17 protein-coding genes and 1 pseudogene are annotated in these 20,657 nt (G+C 71.4%); 9 read left to right on the forward strand and 9 right to left on the reverse strand.

Annotation, left to right across the window (positions count from 1 at the left end):
• The first annotated feature begins 27 nt into the window (after positions 1–27).
• The 6 genes from pruA (at position 28) to ABTY20_RS16510 (ending at position 7,910) form a co-directional block, all read left to right on the forward strand.
• Positions 28–1,659 carry an L-glutamate gamma-semialdehyde dehydrogenase gene (pruA, locus tag ABTY20_RS16485; RefSeq protein WP_351997700.1) on the forward strand — a complete coding sequence of 544 codons (1,632 nt, stop codon included), beginning with the start codon at positions 28–30 and terminating at the stop codon, positions 1,657–1,659.
• 303 nt (positions 1,660–1,962) lie between these two features.
• Positions 1,963–2,094: a hypothetical protein gene (locus tag ABTY20_RS16490; protein ID WP_106979167.1), complete on the forward strand. Its 132-nt coding sequence runs from the start codon at positions 1,963–1,965 to the stop codon at positions 2,092–2,094.
• Between the two features lie 65 nt (positions 2,095–2,159).
• Positions 2,160–3,203, forward strand: a complete 1,044-nt coding sequence (locus ABTY20_RS16495) for a 3-isopropylmalate dehydrogenase (protein ID WP_351997701.1) — start codon at positions 2,160–2,162, stop codon at positions 3,201–3,203.
• 249 nt (positions 3,204–3,452) lie between these two features.
• Complete coding sequence (locus ABTY20_RS16500; protein WP_351997702.1) at positions 3,453–4,541, forward strand: branched-chain amino acid aminotransferase; 1,089 nt, start codon at positions 3,453–3,455, stop codon at positions 4,539–4,541.
• Between the two features lie 322 nt (positions 4,542–4,863).
• Positions 4,864–6,468 (forward strand): citramalate synthase, encoded by a 1,605-nt coding sequence (cimA, locus tag ABTY20_RS16505; protein ID WP_351997703.1) that lies wholly within the window; start codon positions 4,864–4,866, stop codon positions 6,466–6,468.
• Positions 6,469–6,560: 92 nt separating this feature from the next.
• Entirely contained in the window at positions 6,561–7,910 is a 1,350-nt protein-coding gene (locus tag ABTY20_RS16510) for a hypothetical protein (protein ID WP_351997704.1), read from the forward strand.
• A 271-nt stretch (positions 7,911–8,181) separates the two neighbouring features.
• On the opposite strand, the gene ABTY20_RS16515 is transcribed toward ABTY20_RS16510, so the two are convergent.
• The gene (locus tag ABTY20_RS16515; protein ID WP_351997705.1) at positions 8,182–8,790 is read right to left on the reverse strand and encodes a YceI family protein; all 609 of its coding nucleotides are present in this window, start codon (positions 8,788–8,790) and stop codon (positions 8,182–8,184) included.
• A gap of 404 nt (positions 8,791–9,194) precedes the next feature.
• On the opposite strand from ABTY20_RS16515, the gene ABTY20_RS16520 reads away from it, so the two are divergent.
• The 3 genes from ABTY20_RS16520 (at position 9,195) to ABTY20_RS16530 (ending at position 12,119) form a co-directional block, all read left to right on the forward strand.
• A complete protein-coding gene (locus ABTY20_RS16520) occupies positions 9,195–10,055 on the forward strand; it encodes an SDR family NAD(P)-dependent oxidoreductase (protein WP_351997713.1) in 861 nt (286 codons plus the stop codon).
• A 259-nt stretch (positions 10,056–10,314) separates the two neighbouring features.
• Positions 10,315–11,898, forward strand: a complete 1,584-nt coding sequence (locus tag ABTY20_RS16525; RefSeq protein WP_351997706.1) for an acyl-CoA carboxylase subunit beta — start codon at positions 10,315–10,317, stop codon at positions 11,896–11,898.
• A 32-nt stretch (positions 11,899–11,930) separates the two neighbouring features.
• Positions 11,931–12,119: an acyl-CoA carboxylase subunit epsilon gene (locus ABTY20_RS16530; protein WP_351997707.1), complete on the forward strand. Its 189-nt coding sequence runs from the start codon at positions 11,931–11,933 to the stop codon at positions 12,117–12,119.
• 223 nt (positions 12,120–12,342) lie between these two features.
• On the opposite strand, the gene ABTY20_RS16535 is transcribed toward ABTY20_RS16530, so the two are convergent.
• The 8 genes and pseudogenes from ABTY20_RS16535 to ABTY20_RS16570 all read right to left on the reverse strand — a co-directional run.
• Complete coding sequence (locus ABTY20_RS16535; RefSeq protein ID WP_030216560.1) at positions 12,343–12,924, reverse strand: GTP-binding protein; 582 nt, start codon at positions 12,922–12,924, stop codon at positions 12,343–12,345.
• Positions 12,905–13,477 carry a DUF742 domain-containing protein gene (locus tag ABTY20_RS16540; RefSeq protein WP_351997708.1) on the reverse strand — a complete coding sequence of 191 codons (573 nt, stop codon included), beginning with the start codon at positions 13,475–13,477 and terminating at the stop codon, positions 12,905–12,907. Before ABTY20_RS16540 ends, ABTY20_RS16535 begins: the two co-directional genes overlap by 20 nt.
• A 94-nt stretch (positions 13,478–13,571) precedes the next feature.
• On the reverse strand, positions 13,572–13,985 hold the full coding sequence (locus ABTY20_RS16545; protein ID WP_004983065.1) for a roadblock/LC7 domain-containing protein: 414 nt from the start codon (positions 13,983–13,985) through the stop codon (positions 13,572–13,574).
• 10 nt (positions 13,986–13,995) lie between these two features.
• A complete protein-coding gene (locus ABTY20_RS16550) occupies positions 13,996–17,253 on the reverse strand; it encodes a sensor histidine kinase (RefSeq protein ID WP_351997709.1) in 3,258 nt (1,085 codons plus the stop codon).
• A gap of 374 nt (positions 17,254–17,627) precedes the next feature.
• Positions 17,628–18,218: a GTP-binding protein gene (locus ABTY20_RS16555; RefSeq protein WP_351997710.1), complete on the reverse strand. Its 591-nt coding sequence runs from the start codon at positions 18,216–18,218 to the stop codon at positions 17,628–17,630.
• Positions 18,199–18,594: a DUF742 domain-containing protein gene (locus tag ABTY20_RS16560; protein ID WP_004924977.1), complete on the reverse strand. Its 396-nt coding sequence runs from the start codon at positions 18,592–18,594 to the stop codon at positions 18,199–18,201. Before ABTY20_RS16560 ends, ABTY20_RS16555 begins: the two co-directional genes overlap by 20 nt.
• A gap of 111 nt (positions 18,595–18,705) precedes the next feature.
• Complete coding sequence (locus tag ABTY20_RS16565) at positions 18,706–19,119, reverse strand: roadblock/LC7 domain-containing protein (protein WP_003973453.1); 414 nt, start codon at positions 19,117–19,119, stop codon at positions 18,706–18,708.
• A 9-nt stretch (positions 19,120–19,128) separates the two neighbouring features.
• Positions 19,129–20,559: pseudogene (locus ABTY20_RS16570) on the reverse strand (nitrate- and nitrite sensing domain-containing protein); the annotation flags it as partial.
• Positions 20,560–20,657 lie beyond the last annotated feature (98 nt).

The following is a 20,657-nucleotide window of genomic DNA, read 5'->3' on the forward strand; positions in this document are numbered from 1 at the left end:
CGCTCACGACAAGGAGTTACGCCACCCATGGACGCTGTGACCCAGGTCCCCACCCCCGTCAACGAGCCGGTGCACGGCTACGCCCCCGGGACGCCCGAGCGCGCCCGGCTGGAGGCCAAGCTCAAGGAGCTGGCCGACAACCCGATCGACCTCCCCTGCACCATCGGCGGCGAGAAGCGGATGGGCGGCGGGGAGCGCTTCGACGTCGTGCAGCCGCACAACCACAAGGCCCGCCTGGGCACCTACGCCAACGCCACCCAGCAGGACGCGCAGGACGCCATCGACGCGGCCCTGGCCGCCGCGCCCGCCTGGCGCGCGATGTCCTTCGACGACCGCGCGGCGATCATCCTGCGCGCCGCCGAGCTGCTGGCCGGCCCCTGGCGTGAGACCATCGCCGCCTCCACGATGCTGGGCCAGTCCAAGACCGCCCAGCAGGCGGAGATCGACAGCCCCTGTGAGCTGGTCGACTTCTGGCGGTTCAACGTCCACTACGCGCGCGGCATCCTCGCCGAGCAGCCGCCGGCCAACTCGCCGGGCGTGTGGAACCGCCTGGACCACCGCCCGCTGGAGGGCTTCGTCTACGCGATCACGCCGTTCAACTTCAGCGCGATCGCCGCCAACCTGCCCACCGCGCCGGCCCTCATGGGCAACGTGGTGGTCTGGAAGCCGTCCCCCACCCAGACCCACGCCGCCGTGCTGCTGATGCAGCTCCTGGAGGAGGCCGGTCTGCCCAAGGGCGTCATCAACCTCGTCACCGGCGACGGCATCGCGGTCTCCGAGGTCGCCCTGGCCCACCGGGACCTCGCGGGCATCCACTTCACCGGCTCGACCAAGACCTTCCAGCACCTGTGGAAGACGGTCGGCCAGAACATCGAGAAGTACCGCACCTACCCGCGCCTGGTCGGCGAGACCGGCGGCAAGGACTTCGTCGTCGCCCACCCGAGCGCCGACCGCGCCGTGCTGAAGACCGCCCTGACCCGCGGCGCCTTCGAGTACCAGGGCCAGAAGTGCAGCGCCACCTCGCGCGCGTACATCCCGGCCTCGATCTGGAACTCCGGCTTCAAGGAGGAGTTCGCGGCCGAGGTGGACGGCATCGCCATGGGTGACGTCACCGATCTGTCCAACTTCATCGGCGCCGTCATCGACGAGCGGTCCTTCGCCAAGAACAAGGCCGCCATCGACCGCGCCAAGGAGGACGCGGCCTGCACGGTCGTCGCGGGCGGTTCCTACGACGACTCGGTCGGCTGGTTCGTCCGCCCGACCGTCATCGAGTGCACCGACCCGGAGAACGAGGTGTTCCGCACCGAGTACTTCGGCCCGATCCTCGCCGTGCACGTCTACGACGACGAGAAGTACGACGAGATGCTGACCCAGATGGAGTCGGTCTCCGACTACGCCCTCACCGGCTCGGTGATCGCGAACGACCGCGCGGCGGCGGCGTACACGATGGAGAAGCTGCGCTACGCGGCCGGCAACTTCTACATCAACGACAAGTCGACCGGCGCCGTCGTCGGCCAGCAGCCCTTCGGCGGCGGCCGCGCCTCCGGCACCAACGACAAGGCCGGCGCCCCGCAGAACCTGATGCGCTGGACCCTGACCCGCGCCATCAAGGAGACGCTGGTCCCGCCGACCGACTACACCTACCCGCACATGGGCTGACGCCCACCCGGCCCCGGACGGACCAGGTCACCCCCCGACCTGGTCCGTCCGGTGTTTTCGCAGCTGGGAGCGGTGTGACCCGGTCGACCGTCTCAGATAGTAGGAAGTCCGAGTACTTGTGCAGACAGATGCAGTCCACTCCTCTAGCTTTGTAGGAGCCGAACGACTCGCTCGATCAAGCGAACGGCGGTCGTGAGCCGGGCCCCGTGCAGGCAATCCCTGCGGCCCGCCGCTCCCCGCCCCTTCCGGCGTCTCGTAATCCCCCTTTCCGTACTCCACGTATGCCGAAGGAGTCGATGCCCCATGGCCGAGACGACCGTCCGCCGCCGCGTCCGTCACACCCCCCGCACCAGCGAATCCGACCGGAAGAACGCCGCCGCGGCGCTCCAGCGCGCCCTCGACCGCAGGGACAACGGCGGCTCGACCGGCCACTGACACGCCGATCGTCCGCATGCCGGACGCCGCATGTCATCCCCTGGGACGAGGAGTAGGGTGCCCGCATGTCTCGCAGCATCAATCTCGCAGTGATCCCCGGTGACGGCATCGGCCAGGAGGTCGTGGCCGAAGGTCTCAAGGTCCTCTCCGCCGTCCTCCCGCAGGATGTGAAGCTGGAGACCAAGGAGTACGACTTCGGCGCCAGGCGCTACCACGCCACCGGTGAGACCCTCACCGACGCCGACCTCGACGAGCTGAAGCGGCACGACGCCATCCTGCTCGGCGCCATCGGCGACCCGTCGGTCCCCTCCGGCGTCCTGGAGCGGGGCTTCCTGCTCAAGCTCCGCTTCGCCTTCGACCACCACGTCAACCTGCGTCCGTCGAAGCTCCTCCCGGGCGTGGCCACCCCGCTCGCCGGTCAGCCGGAGATCGACTTCGTCGTGGTCCGCGAGGGCACCGAGGGCCCGTACACCGGCAACGGCGGCACCATCCGCAAGGGCACGCCGCACGAGGTCGCCACCGAGGTGTCCGTCAACACGGCCTTCGGCGTCGAGCGCGTGGTCCGCGACGCCTTCGCCCGGGCCCAGGCCCGGCCCCGCAAGAAGCTCACGCTGGTCCACAAGAACAACGTGCTGACCTTCGCCGGCCACCTGTGGACGAACGTCTTCAACAAGGTGGCCGAGGAGTACCCCGAGGTCACCACCGACTACATCCACGTCGACGCCGCGACGATCTACCTGGTCACCGACCCGGCCCGGTTCGACGTCATCGTCACCGACAACCTCTTCGGCGACATCATCACCGACCTCGCCGCGGCCGTCTCCGGCGGCATCGGCGTCGCGGCCTCCGGCAACATCAACCCGGACCGCGCGTACCCGTCCATGTTCGAGCCGGTGCACGGCTCGGCCCCGGACATCGCCGGCCAGGGCAAGGCCGACCCCAGTGCCACGGTCCTGTCCGTCGCCCTCCTGCTGCGCCACCTCGGCCACGACGCCGAGGCGGCCCGCATCGAGGACGCCGTCTCCGCCGACCTCGCGGAGCGCGGCTCCCTGCCCGCCCGGAGCACCTCGCAGATCGGCGACGCGCTCGCCGCGCGAGTAGCCGGCTGACCCGGCGCTCCCTCGAGACCACTCGAAGCCGCCGGGTCGCATCAGCGCCCGGCGGCTTCCCCCTGTCCCCGCCGGGTGCCACCATCGACCACCGGGCCGCATTCACCCTGTTTCTTCCGCCACCGCCTCCGGGCGATAATCGAACGCGGAGCCGCGGAATGAGGGAATGCTCGGACGTCCTAGTACTGGCCACCGGCCGTACGGGAGTGTGCGCGGCCCGTCACTACAACCGGTGAAGGACAACCACTCATGACGACGCCCACGATCGAGCTCAAGCCCTCGGCGCACCCGCTCTCGGACGCGGAGCGCGAAGCGATCCTGGCCAGCCCCGGATTCGGCCGCCACTTCACCGATCACATGGTGACGATCAAGTGGACCGAGGGCCGCGGCTGGCACGACGGCCAGCTCGTCCCGTACGCGCCGATCTCCCTCGACCCCGCGACCACCGTCCTGCACTACGCGCAGGAGATCTTCGAGGGCCTCAAGGCGTACCGGCAGCCCGACGGCTCCGTCGCCACCTTCCGCCCGGAGAAGAACGCCGAGCGCTTCCAGCGCTCCGCCAGGCGCCTGGCGATGCCCGAACTGCCGGTCGAGACCTTCATCGAGGCGTGCGACGCCCTGGTCGCGCAGGACAAGGCGTGGGTGCCGGCGCACGGCGGCGAGGAATCCCTCTACCTGCGCCCCTTCATGATCGCCACCGAGGTCGGACTGGGCGTGAAGCCCGCCAACGAGTACCTGTTCCTGGTCATCGCCTCCCCGGCCGGCGCCTACTTCCCGGGCGGCGTGAAGCCCGTCTCCATCTGGGTCTCCGAGGACCGCGTCCGCGCCGTCCCCGGCGGCATGGGCGACGCCAAGACCGGCGGCAACTACGCCGCCTCCCTGCTCGCCCAGGCCGAGGCCGCCGCCAAGGGCTGCGACCAGGTCTGCTACCTCGACGCCGTGGAGCACCGGTGGGTCGAGGAGCTGGGCGGCATGAACCTGTACTTCGTGTACGGCGACAGGATCGTCACGCCCGCCCTCAGCGGCTCCATCCTGGAGGGCGTCACCCGTGACTCCCTGCTGGACGTCGCCCGCGACCTCGGCTACGAGGCCGCCGAGGAGCGCGTCTCCGTCGAGCAGTGGCAGCGCGACTCGGAGAACGGCAGCCTCACCGAGGTCTTCGCCTGCGGTACGGCGGCCGTCATCACCCCGGTCGGCACGGTCAAGCGGGCCGGCGCCGAGTGGCGGCAGGGCGGCGGCGAGCCCGGCGAGGTCACCCTCCGGCTGCGCCGGGCCCTGCTCGACATCCAGCGGGGCACCGCCGAGGACAAGCACGGCTGGATGCACCGGCTGGGCTGAGCCGGGTCCCGTGGGTGACCACACACCGCCCGCATCCTGAGACGGACCGTGAGCGCGGGGGCGGATTGTGCCAGACTGCCCCCGTGCTCTCGTTCGCCACGATTATTGGCAGCAGGCGCGCCGGTCCGCAGTGACCGCAACGTACGACACCGTACGGGCGGACACCGTCGTCCTCGACCCGCGCGCAGACCTCTCGCACCCGCGAGAGGTTTTTCTGTTTCCCGGCCCACCCGCAGCCGGGGAACGGGGCGTGGGGGAGCATGGGGGAACGGTGGAACCGGTCATTCCGGTAGACCGAGATCAACTCAGGAGCCTTCAGACCATGACCGCAACCAGCGAGCCCGACGACTCGTTCCACGTCTTCGACACCACCCTGCGCGACGGCGCCCAGCGTGAGGGCATCAACCTCACGGTCGCCGACAAGCTCGCCATCGCCCGGCACCTGGACGAGTTCGGCGTGGGCTTCATCGAGGGCGGCTGGCCCGGCGCGAACCCGCGGGACACCGAGTTCTTCGCCCGCGCCCAGCAGGAGATCGAGTTCCGGCACGCCCAGCTGGTAGCCTTCGGCGCCACTCGCCGCGCCGGCACCACCGCCGCGAAGGACCCGCAGGTCAGAGCGCTCCTCGACTCCGGCGCACAGGTGATCACGCTGGTCGCGAAGTCCCATGACCGCCACGTCGAGCTCGCCCTGCGCACCACCCTCGAGGAGAACCTCGAGATGGTCCGCGACACGGTGTCCTTCCTCAAGGGGCAGGGCCGCCGGGTCTTCGTCGACTGCGAGCACTTCTTCGACGGCTACCGCGCCGACCCCGAGTACGCGAAGTCCGTGGTCCGCGCCGCCTCCGGGGCCGGCGCCGACGTCGTCGTCCTGTGCGACACCAACGGCGGCATGCTCCCGGCGCAGATCCAGGCCGTGGTCTCCACCGTGCTCGCCGACACCGGTGCCCGGCTCGGCATCCACGCCCAGGACGACACCGGCTGCGCGGTCGCCAACACCCTCGCCGCCGTCGACGCCGGCGCCACCCACGTCCAGTGCACCGCCAACGGCTACGGCGAGCGCGTCGGCAACGCCAACCTGTTCCCGGTGGTGGCGGCCCTGGAGCTGAAGTACGGCAAGCGGGTCCTGCCCGAGGGCCGGCTGCGCGAGATGACCCGCACCTCGCACGCCATCGCCGAGGTCGTCAACCTCACCCCGTCCACGCACCAGCCGTACGTCGGCGTCTCCGCCTTCGCGCACAAGGCGGGCCTGCACGCCTCCGCGATCAAGGTCGACCCGGACCTGTACCAGCACATCGACCCCGAGCAGGTCGGCAACACCATGCGGATGCTGGTCTCCGACATGGCCGGCCGCGCCTCCGTCGAGCTCAAGGGCAAGGAGCTCGGCATCGACCTCGGCGGCGACCGCGAACTGGTCGGCCGGGTCGTCGAGCGGGTCAAGGAGCGCGAGCTCAAGGGCTACACGTACGAGGCCGCCGACGCCTCCTTCGAGCTGCTGCTGCGCGCGGAGGCCGAGGGCGGGCCGCTGAAGTACTTCGACGTCGAGTCCTGGCGCGCGATCACCGAGGACCGCCCCGACGGCACCCACGCCAACGAGGCCACGGTGAAGCTGTGGGCCAAGGGCGAGCGCATCGTCGCCACCGCGGAGGGCAACGGCCCGGTCAACGCCCTGGACCGGGCGCTGCGGGTCGCCCTGGAGAAGATCTACCCGCAGCTCGCCAAGCTGGAGCTGGTCGACTACAAGGTCCGCATCCTGGAGGGCAAGCACGGCACCCAGTCGACGACCCGGGTGCTGATCGCCACGTCCGACGGGGCGGGGGAGTGGTCGACGGTGGGCGTCGCGGAGAACGTCATCGCCGCGTCCTGGCAGGCGCTGGAGGACGCCTACGCGTACGGGCTGCTGCGGGCAGGCGTGGAACCGGCCGCGTAGGGGACCCGTACGGCCCGTCCGGCAGGGGCGTCTTCGGAGCCCCTGTCGGCCCCGATGTCCGTTTATGGATGGATTCGGGTAGCTTCGAAGATATGAAGGACGCGACGATGCGTACCCTCGTACGCCTGCTGATCGTGCCGGTGACCGCCGTGCTGGTGGTCCTGACGGCCGGTGCGCCGGGGGCGCAGGCGGCCACCGACGTGTCGGAGATCGCCCGCGCGCTGCGCGAGAGCCCCGTCTACGTCGACCCCGCGGCCCGGGACATCCTGGCGGAGTCCGACGCCGAGGCCCTCGCCGACAAGATCGAGGACGCGGACGAACCCGTCTTCGTGGCGGTCCTTCCCGGGGACTACCCGACGCAGGACATCTTCCGGAAGCTGCGCACCGAGACCGGCGTCACCGGCCTGTACGGCATCCGCCTCGGCGACCGGTTCGACGCACGCGCCGACAGCAGCGTGCTCAGCCGCCAGGGGGTGCGCAACCTGGTCATGTCCGTCCAGGGCGCCGGGGACGCGAAGGCCCAGCTGAACGACTTCGTCGACAGCGCGCTGCGCAACACCGGCGGCTCGGCGCCGAACTCGTGGAGCGACGGGTCGAGCGAGGTCCCCGTCGGCGGGCTGATCACCGTCGGCGCGCTGGTGGCGGCCGGCGGCGCGGGCGTCTACGCCGTGTCCCGCCGCAACCGGCGCCGCCGCGAGGAGGAGCGGCGGGAGGCGCTGGAGAAGCTGCGGGTGGTGGTCGACGAGGACATCACCGCGTTCGGCGAGGAACTCGACCGTCTCGACTTCCACCCGGGCGAACCCGGCGCGGACGACGCGATGCGCGCGGACTACGGGCGCGCGCTGGACGCCTACGAGCACTCCAAGTCGTTCATGGCCGCGGCCCGCAAACCGGAGGACGTCCGGACCGTCACCCGGGCCGTGGAGGACGGCCGCTTCGCCCTCGCCTCCCTCGCCGCCCGCCGGGAGGGACGGCCGCTTCCGGAGCGCCGCCCGCCCTGCTTCTTCGACCCGCGTCACGGCCCCTCGGTCGCCGACGCCGTCTGGACGCCGCCGGGCGGCACCGAGCGCGAGGTCCCGGTCTGCGCGGCCGACCGGACCCGTCTCGCCGACGGCCTCGACCCCGTCGTCCGCGAGGTCGACACCGAGTACGGGCGCCGTCCCTACTGGGACGCCGGTCCCGCGTACGGTCCCTGGGCCGGCGGCTACTTCGGCGGCGGCCTGCTGCCCGGCCTGCTCGTCGGCACCATGCTCGGCGGCATGATGGCCGGTCCCGCCTACGGGGCCGCCTACGGCGCCGGCTACGGAGACTTCGGCGGTTACGAGGGCGGCGACGTCTCCGGCGCGGACTTCGACGGCGGGGACTTCGGCGGTGGCTTCGGGGGCGGCTTCGGCGGCGGGGACTTCGGCGGGGGCGGCGGGGACTTCGGCGGCGGCTTCTGACCAGGTCCTGGTCCTCGCCTCGGCGCCGGGCCCCGGCGCGGGCGGTCTGCTCCTCGACGCCGGCGTGGGCCGGCCGGTCCGGTTCGTCGCGCCGGGCGGGTACTGCCCCGCGGCGTCCGTGCTCGTCACCCCGTCGTCCGGCGGTTGCGGGCGCGCGGCGCCGCCGTCCTGCGCTGAGGCGACGGCGGCCGGGCAGGCGTCGGCCCGGACGCCTCGTCGGGCTCCGGGCCGTTGCCGTGGTGAACTCGGGTGCCCCGAGGGGGCGGTGGGCTCACGCCTGCTTGATCGCCGAGATGTCGAAGTTCAGCTTGATCTTGTCGGAGACCAGGACGCCGCCCGTCTCCAGCGCCGCGTTCCAGGTCAGGCCCCACTCGGAGCGCAGGATCTCCGCCCTGCCCTCGAAGCCGACGCGCTCGTTGCCGAAGGGGTCCTTCGCGGCGCCGTTGAACTCCAGGTCGATGGTGAGCGGCCGGGTGGTGCCCAGGATGGTCAGGTCGCCGGTGATGCGGTAGTCGTCGCCGCCGAGGGCCTCCGCCCCGGTGGTGCGGAAGGTCATCGTCGGGAACTCGTCCGTCCTGAAGAAGTCGGCGCTCTTCAGGTGGCCGTCGCGGTCGGCGTTGCCCGTCTCGATGCTGTCCATCACCACGTCGATGGTGGCCGTGGAGCGGGACGGGTCGCTGCCGTCGAGGTGCAGCGTGCCGGTGAAGTCCTGGAAGCTGCCCTTGACGTTGGTGACCATGGCGTGCCGGGCGACGAAGCCGAGCGTGGAGTGCGCGGGGTCGATCGTGTACGCGCCGGTCAGCGCGGCCAGCTCCGGGTTCACCGCGGAGCCGGTGGTCACGGTGGCGGTTTCGTTGTCCCTGCGGCCGAAGATGCCCATGATGTCCCTCCGAGGGGATTACGTTTAATGTTCAACTAACCTGACGAGGTCCACCGTAGACCTATTCCGTTGAAGTTTCAACATGTCTGGCGAAGACGGCGCGATCGCGCCGTCACGCCGGGGCGTCCGCCGGCCGTGTCCCCGGCCGCGGTCCCGGTGGAGCCGGCGGCGCACCCCTCGAGCCGGCCCGCCCGCTTCCCCGCCGTACGCCCGCCTGGCCGCATCCCGGGGCCCGCAGGAGTGGTCCCGCGGCGCGGCGCGCCGGCCCCGGGAGCCCGGACACCGCCCGCCGGCGGGGGCCGGAGCGGATCGGGCGGACGGACTCCAGCGTTGGCGGGGTGCACCGGAGTGGGGGTGTCCTGGAAGGCGAGGACCCGCAGCGACCGCGCATGGGAGACCGACTCGTGACCACCACCGGCTCCGGTTCCACCTACGACCCCCCGGCGGACCCCGCACACGGCGCCGCCCGTGCCGCCGCCTCCGCCCCGGCGGCGGCACACGGCCACGGGCCGCCGCGCACGGACCGGCGCGTCGCCCTCGTCACCGGCGCCTCCTCGGGCATCGGCGCGGCCACCGCACGGCGCTTCGCCGCCGGGGGCTGGCAGTTGCTGCTCAGCGGCCGGGACCGGCGGCGGCTGGAGGAGACGGCGTCCGGCACCCCGGCGGTCCTGCTGCCCGCCGACCTCGCCGCGCCGGACGGGGCGAAGATGCTGGCGGAGGCCGCGCTGCGGGAGACCGGACGCATCGACGTGCTGGTCGCCGGGGCGGGCATCGGCTGGGCGGGGCCGTTCCTGACGATGCCGCACACCGACATCGACCGGGTGCTGTTCCTGGACCTCAACGCGACGCTGCACCTCGTGCGGGAGGTGCTGCCCGCGATGGTGGCGGCCGGCGGCGGCCGGGTGGTGCTCGTCGGCTCGGTGGCCGGTTCCGTGGGCGTGCGGGAGGAGGCGGTGTACTCCGCCGCCAAGGCCGGACTCGCCGCGTTCGCCGAGGCGCTCCGGCAGGAGCTGCGCGGTACGGGCGTCGGGGTGACGCTCGTCGTGCCCGGCCCCGTCGAGACGGGCTTCTTCGCCCGCAGGGGCACGCCGTACCGCCGCTCCCACCCGCGCCCCACCTCGGCCGGCCGGGTCGCGGCGGCCGTCTGGGACGCCGTCTCCCAGGGCCGTGACGAGGCCTACGTCCCCGCCTGGCTCACCCTGCCCTCCCGGGTCCGTGCCCTCGCCCCCCGTCTCTACCGCAGGCTCCTGAACCGCTTCGGCTGAGGCCCCGGCGGGGGGCGGGCCACCGTCGCCGCTGCGCTCCCGGGGGGCGGACCGACCCGAACGGGTGCATGTGCCAGCCATGAATGTGAGGTGACTCTCAGGTGACGTCTTTGTGCGACCTCCACAAGCGGGACGCCCTCTGAGCAGTCGGAACGGCTGTATGGCGCCGTGGTTCTGTTCAGGGGCACCAGGAAAACACCCCGGAGACTGTGAGGAGTCGACGGCTCGCATTTGCGGGTGTGCTTCGTAAGGTCACTACATGACCGTTTTGGATGAGGCGCCGGGTGAGCCGACCGACGCGCGCGGACGCGTGGCCGAACTGCACGAGATCCGTGCGCAGGCAGTGGCCGGCCCGGGCGAGAAGGCGACCGCGGCGCAGCACGCCAAGGGCAAGCTGACGGCGCGGGAGCGCATCGAACTGCTGCTGGACCCGGGTTCCTTCCGCGAGGTCGAGCAGCTGCGCCGGCACCGGGCCACCGGCTTCGGTCTGGAGGAGAAGAAGCCGTACACGGACGGTGTGATCACCGGCTGGGGGACGGTCGAGGGCCGTACGGTCTTCGTCTACGCGCACGACTTCCGGATCTTCGGCGGCGCGCTGGGCGAGGCCCACGCCACCAAGATCCACAAGATCATGGACATGGCCATCGCGGCCGGCGCGCCGCTGGTGTCGCTGAACGACGGCGCCGGCGCCCGGATCCAGGAGGGCGTCTCCGCCCTCGCCGGCTACGGCGGCATCTTCCAGCGCAACACCAAGGCGTCCGGCGTCATCCCGCAGATCAGCGTGATGCTCGGCCCCTGTGCGGGCGGCGCGGCCTACAGCCCCGCCCTGACGGACTTCGTGTTCATGGTCCGCGACACCTCGCAGATGTTCATCACCGGCCCGGACGTCGTCAAGGCGGTCACCGGCGAGGAGATCACCCAGAACGGCCTGGGCGGCGCGGACGTGCACGCAGAGACCTCCGGGGTGTGCCACTTCGCCTACGACGACGAGGAGACGTGCCTCCACGAGGTCCGCTACCTCCTGTCCCTGCTCCCGCAGAACAACCGGGAGAACCCGCCGCGCGTGGAGTGCACCGACGAGGCGGAGCGCCGCAGCGACGTCCTGCTGGACCTGGTCCCCGCCGACGGCAACCGGCCGTACGACATGGCCAAGGTCATCGAGGAGATCGTCGACGACGGCGAGTACCTGGAGGTCCACGAGCGCTGGGCGCGCAACATCATCTGCGCCCTGGCCCGGATGGACGGCCGGGTCGTCGGCATCGTCGCCAACCAGCCGCAGTCGCTGGCGGGCGTCCTGGACATCGAGGCGTCCGAGAAGGCCGCCCGCTTCGTCCAGATGTGCGACGCCTTCAACATCCCGATCCTCACCTTCCTGGACGTCCCCGGCTTCCTCCCGGGCGTCGACCAGGAGCACGGCGGCATCATCCGCCACGGCGCCAAGCTGCTGTACGCGTACTGCAACGCCACCGTGCCGCGGATCTCGCTGATCCTGCGCAAGGCGTACGGCGGCGCGTACATCGTGATGGACAGTCAGTCCATCGGCGCCGACCTCACCTACGCCTGGCCGACCAACGAGATCGCCGTGATGGGCGCCGAGGGTGCGGCCAACGTCATCTTCCGCCGCCGGATCGCCGAGGCCGAGGACCCCGACGCCATGCGGGCCCGCATGGTCAAGGAGTACAAGTCCGAGCTGATGCACCCGTACTACGCGGCAGAGCGCGGCCTCGTCGACGACGTGATCGACCCCGCCCAGACGCGTGAGGTGCTGATCCGCTCGCTGGCGATGCTGCAGACCAAGCACGCCGACCTGCCGTCCCGCAAGCACGGCAACCCGCCGCAGTGACCGGCGGACATCTCCCGGGGAGACCGATGGCCATGAGCACACCTGACATCCGTGTCGAGAAGGGGCACGCGGAGCCGGAGGAGGTCGCCGCGATCACGGCGATCCTGCTGGCGCGGGCCGCCGCCCAGCCGTCCGCCGCCGCTCCGGCGCACCGGGGCCGCGCCGGCTGGCGCCGCCTGGAACGCGAACCGGGTTTCCGGGCCCCGCACAGCTGGCGCTGACCCCCGTACACCGAAGAAGGGCCCCTCCACGAAGGAGGGGCCCTTCTCGCGATCCGTCCGGGACGACACCCCCGGGGCGCGGGGCCGTGACGGCACACGGCTCCGCCGCGTGGGCGCGACGAGCCACGGACCTGCCGCACCCGGCACGCGACAGCCCCCGGCGGCTCGGTGGCCGCGGGGGACCGGTCGCGCCGCCCGGCACCGACGAGGTGCCGGACAGGCCCTAGCGGAGGCGGGCCATCAGGGCGTGCTCCACGAGGGTGATCAGCGCGCTCTTCGCGTCGGCGCGGTGCCGGGCGTCGGTGGTGATGATCGGGGTGTCGGGGCCGATCTGCAGCGCCTCGCGCACCTCGTCCGGCTGGTAGGGCTGCTGCCCGTCGAAGCCGTTGAGGGCGATCACGAAGGGGAGACCCGAGTTCTCGAAGTAGTCGACCGCGGGGAAGCAGTCGGCCAGACGCCGGGTGTCCACCAGCACGATCGCGCCGATGGCGCCGCGCACCAGGTCGTCCCACATGAACCAGAAGCGGTCCTGGCCGGGCGTGCCGAACAGGTACAGGATCAGGTCCTGGTCCAGGGTGATGCGGCCGAAGTCCATGGCGACCGTCGTGGTCGTCTTGTCCCCGGTGTGGGTGAGGTCGTCGATGCCCGCCGAAGCAGACGTCATGACGGCCTCCGTGCGCAGCGGGTTGATCTCCGAAACGGCCCCGACGAACGTGGTCTTGCCCACGCCGAAGCCACCCGCCACCACGATCTTCGCCGAGGTGGTGGAGCGGGAAGGACCGCCGCTAGAGCTTGCGAAGTCCACTGAGCACCCTTTCGAGCAGTGTCACGTCTGGCTGGCCGCCGGCGCTCTCGTCGCCGCCGGGCTGATGGATGGCGACCAGTCCCGCCTCCGCCAAGTCGGCGACGAGGATCCTGGCCACGCCGAGAGGGATGGTCAGCAGGGCCGAGATCTCGGCCACCGACTTGATCTCCCGGCAGAGGTTGCAGATCCGCTGATGCTCGGGCAGTTGGCCCTGCATCTGGTGCGGCTGCGCGGTGGTGTGCACCAGCGCCTCGATGGCGAGCTGGTACCGCGGCCTGGTGCGGCCGCCCGTCATCGCGTACGGGCGCACCAGGGGGTTGTTCGACGCCCCTGCGGGCGCCTGTTCGGGTGCTCGGCGCTGCGGCTGCACCGGCTGGATGCGCGGGGCGTGCGGCTGGTCGTACGGCGAAGGGCCCGGGCCCTGCGGCGCGTACGGCTGGCCGTGGTGTGGCGCGGAGGGGTATCCGTACCGGTTCTGGGAACCGTCGTTCTGGCCCTGGGCAGGACCGTACGACCAGTCGCCCGCTGTTGAACCGTCTGGGGGTGTTGCCACTTTCTCCTCCTCCGACTGTGCCTGGCACCCATCACTGTGGAGCCGCGTCCCGAAACCTTACGGCCCCGGGACGCCGAAACGCACCGTCCGTCCTCTAGTTGAGAAGGCTCCCCTGGAGCTCCGCCCGCAGGTCCGGTGTCAGGACCGTACCGGCTCGGTCGACCAGGAGGGCCATCTCGTACCCAATGAGGCCGATGTCCGCCTCGGGATGTGCGAGAACCGCGAGCGAGGAACCGTCGGAAATGGACATGATGAACAGGAATCCCCGCTCCATCTCCACAACCGTCTGGTTCACGCTGCCGCCCTCGAAGATCCGGGAGGCGCCTGCCGTCAGAGACGTCAGACCGGAGGCGACGGCCGCGAGCTGGTCGGCGCGGTCACGGGGAAAGCCTTCGGACATCGCCAGAAGGAGTCCGTCGGCGGAGACCACCACCGTGTGGGACACCCCCGGGGTGTTGTCCACGAAGTTGGTGATCAACCAGTTCAGGTTCTGTGCCGCCTGGCTCATCGGGCTCACACTAACGCTCCTGGTTGTAGGTGCTGTCAGGACCGAAGCCCTGGCCGTTCGTTTCACTGCCTGCGGTGCGGCCCTTTTGGACACCGCGCCGCAGGTTGCTCAGTCTGCCCCGGACGTCTTCCGGGGCACGGGAGACCTGGGGGCCTCCCTGAGGTGTGGTTTCGGCGGCTCCCTGGACCAGGTTGGCCTTGGGGACCCGTCGGGGCAGACCGGAGGAGGTCACTCCGCCCGCCTTGGGCTTCCGGAGCGCCGATGCCTGCTGCCAGCGCTCGTCGTTCGCCGAACGCCAGCCGCTGTCGCTCTCCGGAGTGGAGGCCGGCGGCTCCTGGTCGACGTGCCGTGCGCCGTCCGAGCCGTTCGCGCCGCTCGCGGCGGATCCGCGGCGGGGAAGGCCGGCGTCGGTCATCGCGTGGACGTCGGGGGCAGCCGGTCCCGGACGGTCGAAGCCTACGCCGTCCTGCTCATGTGCGTCAGCGGCCTGCGTATTTTCCGACTCCGGGGCCTGAGCAGGGTACTGGTCCGGATAGCCGTTCGGGTAACCGCCCTGCTGCGGCCAGTCGTCCTCCTGGCGCCGCCCGGCGAAGGCCGCACCCGTCGCGTCGCCGCCCTGGGCCGGCTCCGCGTAGGAGGGGTCCGGGTAGCCGCCGTTGGCCGAGAAGGCGTCGTTCTGCGGCAGCTGCCCGTTCGGCGCGTAGAACCCCTCGCCGTACGCCTGCTGCTGCGGCTCCTCGTACGCCGTCCGCTGTCCGTTGTCGTAGGCCTGCCCGTCGTACCCGGCGGTCTGCTGTTCCTGGTAACCGCCGTCGAAGCCCTGTCCGTCGCCGGGGTACCCCTGGCCGTTGTCGTAGCCCTGCGGGGCGGCGAACTCGTCCGGGTGGGCGGGCGCCCCGGGAGCCTCCGGGGCGTTCGCGGCCGTCGGCTCGGGCTGTGCCTGGGACTCCAGGGCCGCCCGGCGCTCCTCGCGCAGCAGGGAACGGCCGACGGGGTCCAGGTCGCGGATGTCGTCCGGGACCTCCGTGTAGCGGCTGTCGTCGAAGCCCAGCTCCGCGGCGGTGCGCAGCGGCTGCCGGCCGAAGTCCTCGCCCTGGAAGTTCTGCTCCGGGATGATCTGCGAGACCGTGAACTCGTCGCGCTCCATCTGCGGCTCGCCGCCGCCACCGTGGGTGATCGCGTCCGGCAGCATGACCAGCGAGGTGGTGCCGGCCTGCTCGCCCGAGGGGCGCAGCTGGACCCGGATGCCGTGCCGGTCGGACAGCCGGCCGACCACGAACAGGCCCATGCGCTGGGAGATCGCGGCGTCCACCGTCGGCGGGTTGGCCAGCTTGTGGTTGATGTCCGCGAAGTCCTCGGCGGTGAGGCCGATGCCCTTGTCGTGGATCTCGATCATCACGCGGCCGTCGGGGAGACGGGTCGCGGTGACGCGGACCTTGGTCTGGGGGGAGGAGAACGTGGTGGCGTTCTCCAGGAGCTCGGCGAGCAGGTGCACGAGGTCGGTCACCGCACGGCCGTGGATCTCGGCCTCGGGGACGCCGGACAGCTCGATGCGCTCGTACTGCTCCACCTCGGAGGAGGCGGCGCGCAGCACGTCGACCAGCGGCACCGGCTGGTCCCAGCGGCGGCCGGGCTCCTCGCCGGCGAGGACCAGGAGGTTCTCGCCGTTGCGGCGCATACGGGTCGCCAGGTGGTCCAGGCGGAAGAGGTTCTCCAGCTGGTCCGGGTCGGCCTCGTTGTTCTCCAGGTCGGTGATCAGGGTCAGCTGGCCCTCGATCAGCGACTGGTTGCGGCGCGACAGGTTGGTGAAGATCGCGTTGATGTTGCCCCGCAGCAGGGCCTGCTCGGCGGCGAGCCGGACGGCCTCGCGGTGGACCTGGTCGAAGGCGCGGGCGACCTCGCCGATCTCGTCGGTGGTGGAGATCGGGATCGGCGCGACCTTGGTGTCGACCCGGCCGGGGTCGGTGCGGGAGAGCTGGTCGACCAGCATCGGCAGGCGCTGCTCGGCGATGCCGAAGGCGGCGTTGCGCAGCCGGCGCATGGAGCGGCTCATCTGGCGGGCCACCATGCCGGCCAGGATGAACGCGGCGAGCAGGGCGACGATGACGGCGGCACCGGTGATGAGGGCGTCGCGCTGGGCGTCGTCGGCGATCTGCGAGGCCTCGTTCACCGCGGTGTCGGCCAGGTCGGACTCGATCTCGCGGTAACCGTCGAACTTGAGGGTGTTCACGGCCCACCAGTTGGCGGGGGTGATGCCCTGGGCGGCGAGTCCGGCGCGGGCGGACGCCTCCGTGGAGGGGAGCCGGCCCAGCTCGGAGATCATGGTCTCGGTCTTGGCGGGCGGCGCCACGTAGTCCGGGTCCCTCTGCTTGGACTCCCGGGCCATCGCCGTGCCCTCGGCCTGGATCCGCTGCGCGGTCTGCTCCAGCTTCTCCACGTCGGCCTCGGTGCCACCGCCCTTGTACTCCTCGATGGCGATGCGCTCGAGGTAGGCGTAGGAGGAGAGGGCGACGCGCTGGCTGGCGAGCTGGCTGTCGGTCGGGCCGGGCTTCACCAGCAGGTGCATGCCGATGGAGCGCTCCAGCGACAGCGCCGACTTGGTCAGCGAGATCGCGTAGACCGTACGTCCGTAGCTGGTGACGTTGCCGGTGCCGAGGCCGAGCTCGTTGGCGAGCTCCATCAGGGGGTGGGCGACGGTGACGTACCCCTCCTCGGTCGCGACCCCCTTGAGCTTGGAGGTGTAGGCGGCGGCGCGCAGCGCGGTCAGCTGGGGCTCGGCCTTGCGGAACAGGTCCATCCGGCGCTTCAGACCGGGCTTGTCCGGCATGTTCAGCGCGGCCTCGTCGAAGGCCTCGGCGGCCTTGTCGGTCGCGGCGCGGGCCTTGGTGACGTCCGGGTCGCTGGTGCCCTTGCCCTGCAGCAGCGGGGCCGCGGTGATGTCCCGCTCGTTGTAGAGGGCGTCGGCGTACGTGAGGGAGGCGCGCACCAGGCGCGCGGTGTTCTCCGCGTCCTGGGCCTCGTTCCAGGTGTCGATCGAGCCCTTCACCTGGAAGCCGCCCATGACCAGACCGACCAGCACGGGTATGAGCAGGATCGCGTTGAGTCTGGTCGTCACACGCCAGTTGCGCGGGGACAGGGCCCCTCCGCTCTTGGCGGGCGCGGCCGTCGGTTCGGGACCGGGCACGGGGGCGGGCGCCGCTGTGCGCGGCGGCGGCGTGAAGTTGCCCCGGGCCGACGACGGCTCGGGACTGTTCTTGCTTCGCCTCACTCGACCAACAACCTCTCGGCGGTCGGCACCAACGTTGTGCCGCAGTGTCTCAGAGCCCGGTGTGCCATCGACTGTGGAGTACGTCTTTGACTATTGGGCAGTTCAGGCATTCCAGCATGCCGACCAGCGCTCTTCCAAACAGTGGAAGGCGAGGAATCCGAGTGATGTAAGCCCCAGATAAAACGGTCATAACGAACGACCACCGGCAAAAGGCAGGTCGTTCGTGCGCGCAGCGGTACTGCGCGAACGCGTCGCGTGTCGGTTCCCTCCGATTCCTCTGCCGAAACGTTATGAATACCGGGGCCGGCCGTGTCAAAGGACACAGCCGGCCCCGGTATCCACGGCAAACGCCGTGTACCGCCCCTTGTCCGGCCCTACTTGAGACGTGCCATGAGGGCGTGTTCGACCAGGGTGATCAGCGCGCTCTTCGCGTCGGCGCGGTGCCGGGCGTCGGTGGTGATGATCGGGGTGTCGGGGCCGATCTGCAGCGCCTCGCGCACCTCTTCCGGCTGGTAGGGCTGCTGCCCGTCGAAGCCGTTGAGGGCGACCACGAAGGGCAGCCCGCTGTTCTCGAAGTAGTCCACCGCCGGGAAGCAGTCCGCCAGCCGGCGGGTGTCCACCAGGACCACCGCGCCGATGGCGCCGCGCACCAGGTCGTCCCACATGAACCAGAAGCGGTCCTGGCCGGGCGTGCCGAACAGGTACAGGATCAGGTCCTGGTCCAGGGTGATGCGGCCGAAGTCCATGGCCACCGTGGTGGTGGTCTTGCCCCCGGTGTGGGTGAGGTCGTCGATGCCCGCCGAAGCGGACGTCATGACGGCCTCCGTGCGCAGCGGGTTGATCTCCGAAACGGCCCCGACGAACGTGGTCTTGCCCACGCCGAAGCCACCCGCCACCACGATCTTCGCCGAGGTGGTGGTACGGCTGTCGGAGACCGTCCCGCCGCTAGAGCTTGCGAAGTCCACTGAGCACCCTTTCGAGCAGTGTCACATCCGGGGCGCCGGTCGTCTCGTCGCCGCCCGGCTGGTGGACGGCGACGAGTCCCGCCTCCGCCAAGTCGGCCACCAGGATCCGGGCAACACCCAGCGGCATGTTGAGCAGCGCCGAGACCTCGGCGACCGACTTCACCTCACGGCACAGGTGGCAGATGCGCTGGTGCTCCGGAAGGAGTCCCATGAGCGCTGCCGGGTCGGCCGTCGTACTGATCAGTGCCTCGATGGCCAGCTGGTAGCGCGGCCTGGTCCGGCCACCGGTCATCGCGTAGGGACGCACCAGCGGCTGGTCGCCCTCGTCCTCGTACGGCTCCGCGTACGGATCATGAGAGGCGGTGGGCGGGGTCATGGGTCCTCCGGGCGGGACAGCAAGTCGGTCAGTCAAGCCGTCTGACGGGGCCGGTGGGGGGAATGTGGCGGCCGGACGGTGATTTGGTGAGACGGGTGGTGCCGGGGCCGATCAGTGGAGCAGACTTCCTTGTAGCTCGGCGCGCAGGTCCGGAGTGAGGACCGCGCCCGCACGGTCGACCAGGAGCGCCATCTCGTAGCCGACGAGGCCGATGTCGCACTCGGGGTGCGCGAGAACGGCCAGGGACGAGCCGTCCGAGACGGACATGAGGAAGAGGAATCCCCGCTCCATCTCGACGACCGTCTGGGCCACGTTGCCACCTTCGAAGATCCGGGAGGCGCCGGCCGTCAGGGAGGTCAGTCCCGAAGCGACGGCCGCGAGCTGGTCCGCGCGGTCGCGCGGGAACCCCTCGGACATGGCCAACAGGAGACCGTCGGCGGACACGACGACGGTGTGGGACACCCCGGGGGTGTTGTCCACGAAGTTGGTGATCAACCAGTTGAGGTTCTGTGCCGCCTGGCTCATCGGGCTCAACTAACGCTCCTGCTGGTGAGTGGGGTTCGGGAAGGTGCCGGTCTGGGTGCTACCGGCCTGACGACCCTGTGCGATACCCCGACGGAGATTGGTCAGCCGGCCGCGCACGTCATCGGGGGCGCGCGAGACCTGAGGACCGCTCTGGTGCTGTTGCTGCTGAGCCGTACCCGGGACGAGGTTCGCCTTGGGCACCCGGCGCGGCAGGCCGGAGGTGGTGACGCCGCCCGCGGCCGGCTGCCGGACGCGTTCGGCCTGCCGGACCAGCTCGTCGTTGGGCGAGCTGCGCCAGGCGGTGGAAGCGGACCGCTGAGGACCGGTGGGCCCCTGCGGCTGCTGGGACTGCTGCGGCTGCTGTGGCTGCTGCGGCTGCTGGGACTGCTGGGGGGCCTGAGCCGGACCGTTGCCCTGCTCCTGCCCACCGCCGTGGAACCAGTTGGTCTCCAGGGTGTCGTACAGCGGCGTACGGCCGTCACCCGGACCGGACGCGGGCGGCAGCGCCCACGCGTCGGACACCGCCCGCCCGTCGGGCCGCTGCGCGGCACCGCCGTCGGTCTGCCGCTCCGGGGCCGGCGGACGCGGGGCGGCGGGGCCGGCTCCGTACGCGCCGTGCGGCTGGGGACGCTCGAACTGGCCGGTGGCGGCCGGGTCGACGGCGTTCGGACGCTCCGGGAGGGAGTGGTGGCCGGTGGCACCGTTGTCCTGGCCCGGCGTCCGGAACTGGCCGGTGGAGCCGTCGTCGTAGCCCTGCGGGGCCTGGAACTGGCCCGGCGCACCCGGGTTCTGCCCGCCCGGCAGGTCCTGCGGGGCGCCGAAGAGGTCGCCGCGGACGAACTGGCCCGTGTTCTGGACACCGTTCGCACCGGGCTGGGGGTACTGACCCGTGTGCTGCGGGGCGTCGGCGCCCGGGGCGCCGTAGGCAGGTGCCCCGGGGCCCTGACGCTCGTCGAACCGGGGGATCTCCGCCGTCGCGCCGGGGCCCTGCCGGTCGTCGAACCGGGGCATGGCCGACGTACGGGCGGCGTCCGGCTCCTCGTGCCCGCGCGGGGTGTCCAGCGAGGCGCGCGGCACCGGCGGCTGGGCGTTCTCGTCGCTCCAGCTGGGCACGCGGGGCTGCTGCTGGTCGCCGCCGGGCAGCTCGGGACGCGCACCGCCGCGCGGCGGCAGCTGCGGACGACGGCCGCGCTCGGGCTTTCCGGCGCCGCGCTGCGGCGGCACCTGACCACGACCACCGCCGAAGGGGTCCTGGCCCTGCTGTCCGCCCGGGCCCGCGGCCTGCATGCCCTGCGGGGCGCCGGGCGCCTGGCCGCCGAAGCCGGCGCCCGCGCCGGCCGGGGCCGGACGGCCCTGCCCGGACGCACCGGGAGCGCCCCGGTCGAACAGCGACGGCGTGGAGTTGCCCGGCTGGCCCTGCGGCCCCCGCGCCCCGTCGGGCCACAGGCTCATAAGCATATACCACCTCATACTTCAGGTTTTTCAGCTTGTTGGCAATTTGCCCTATTTTTAAGTTTTGTTTCTGAGGGGTAGGTTCA

The sequence above is a fragment of the Streptomyces sp. NPDC126497 genome (assembly GCF_040302425.1).
Taxonomy (GTDB): Bacteria; Actinomycetota; Actinomycetes; order Streptomycetales; family Streptomycetaceae; genus Streptomyces.

Coding starts and splice junctions, on each gene's coding strand:
- ABTY20_RS16500 (WP_351997702.1), top strand. CDS start 3,453: ATGACGACGCCCACGATCGAGCTCAAGCCCTCGGCGCACCCGCTCTCG.
- ABTY20_RS16560 (WP_004924977.1), bottom strand. CDS start 18,594: ATGACCCCGCCCACCGCCTCTCATGATCCGTACGCGGAGCCGTACGAG.
- ABTY20_RS16525 (WP_351997706.1), top strand. CDS start 10,315: ATGACCGTTTTGGATGAGGCGCCGGGTGAGCCGACCGACGCGCGCGGA.
- ABTY20_RS16565 (WP_003973453.1), bottom strand. CDS start 19,119: ATGAGCCAGGCGGCACAGAACCTCAACTGGTTGATCACCAACTTCGTG.
- ABTY20_RS16510 (WP_351997704.1), top strand. CDS start 6,561: ATGAAGGACGCGACGATGCGTACCCTCGTACGCCTGCTGATCGTGCCG.
- ABTY20_RS16530 (WP_351997707.1), top strand. CDS start 11,931: ATGAGCACACCTGACATCCGTGTCGAGAAGGGGCACGCGGAGCCGGAG.
- pruA (WP_351997700.1), top strand. CDS start 28: ATGGACGCTGTGACCCAGGTCCCCACCCCCGTCAACGAGCCGGTGCAC.
- ABTY20_RS16490 (WP_106979167.1), top strand. CDS start 1,963: ATGGCCGAGACGACCGTCCGCCGCCGCGTCCGTCACACCCCCCGCACC.
- ABTY20_RS16515 (WP_351997705.1), bottom strand. CDS start 8,790: ATGGGCATCTTCGGCCGCAGGGACAACGAAACCGCCACCGTGACCACC.
- ABTY20_RS16495 (WP_351997701.1), top strand. CDS start 2,160: ATGTCTCGCAGCATCAATCTCGCAGTGATCCCCGGTGACGGCATCGGC.
- cimA (WP_351997703.1), top strand. CDS start 4,864: ATGACCGCAACCAGCGAGCCCGACGACTCGTTCCACGTCTTCGACACC.
- ABTY20_RS16545 (WP_004983065.1), bottom strand. CDS start 13,985: ATGAGCCAGGCGGCACAGAACCTGAACTGGTTGATCACCAACTTCGTG.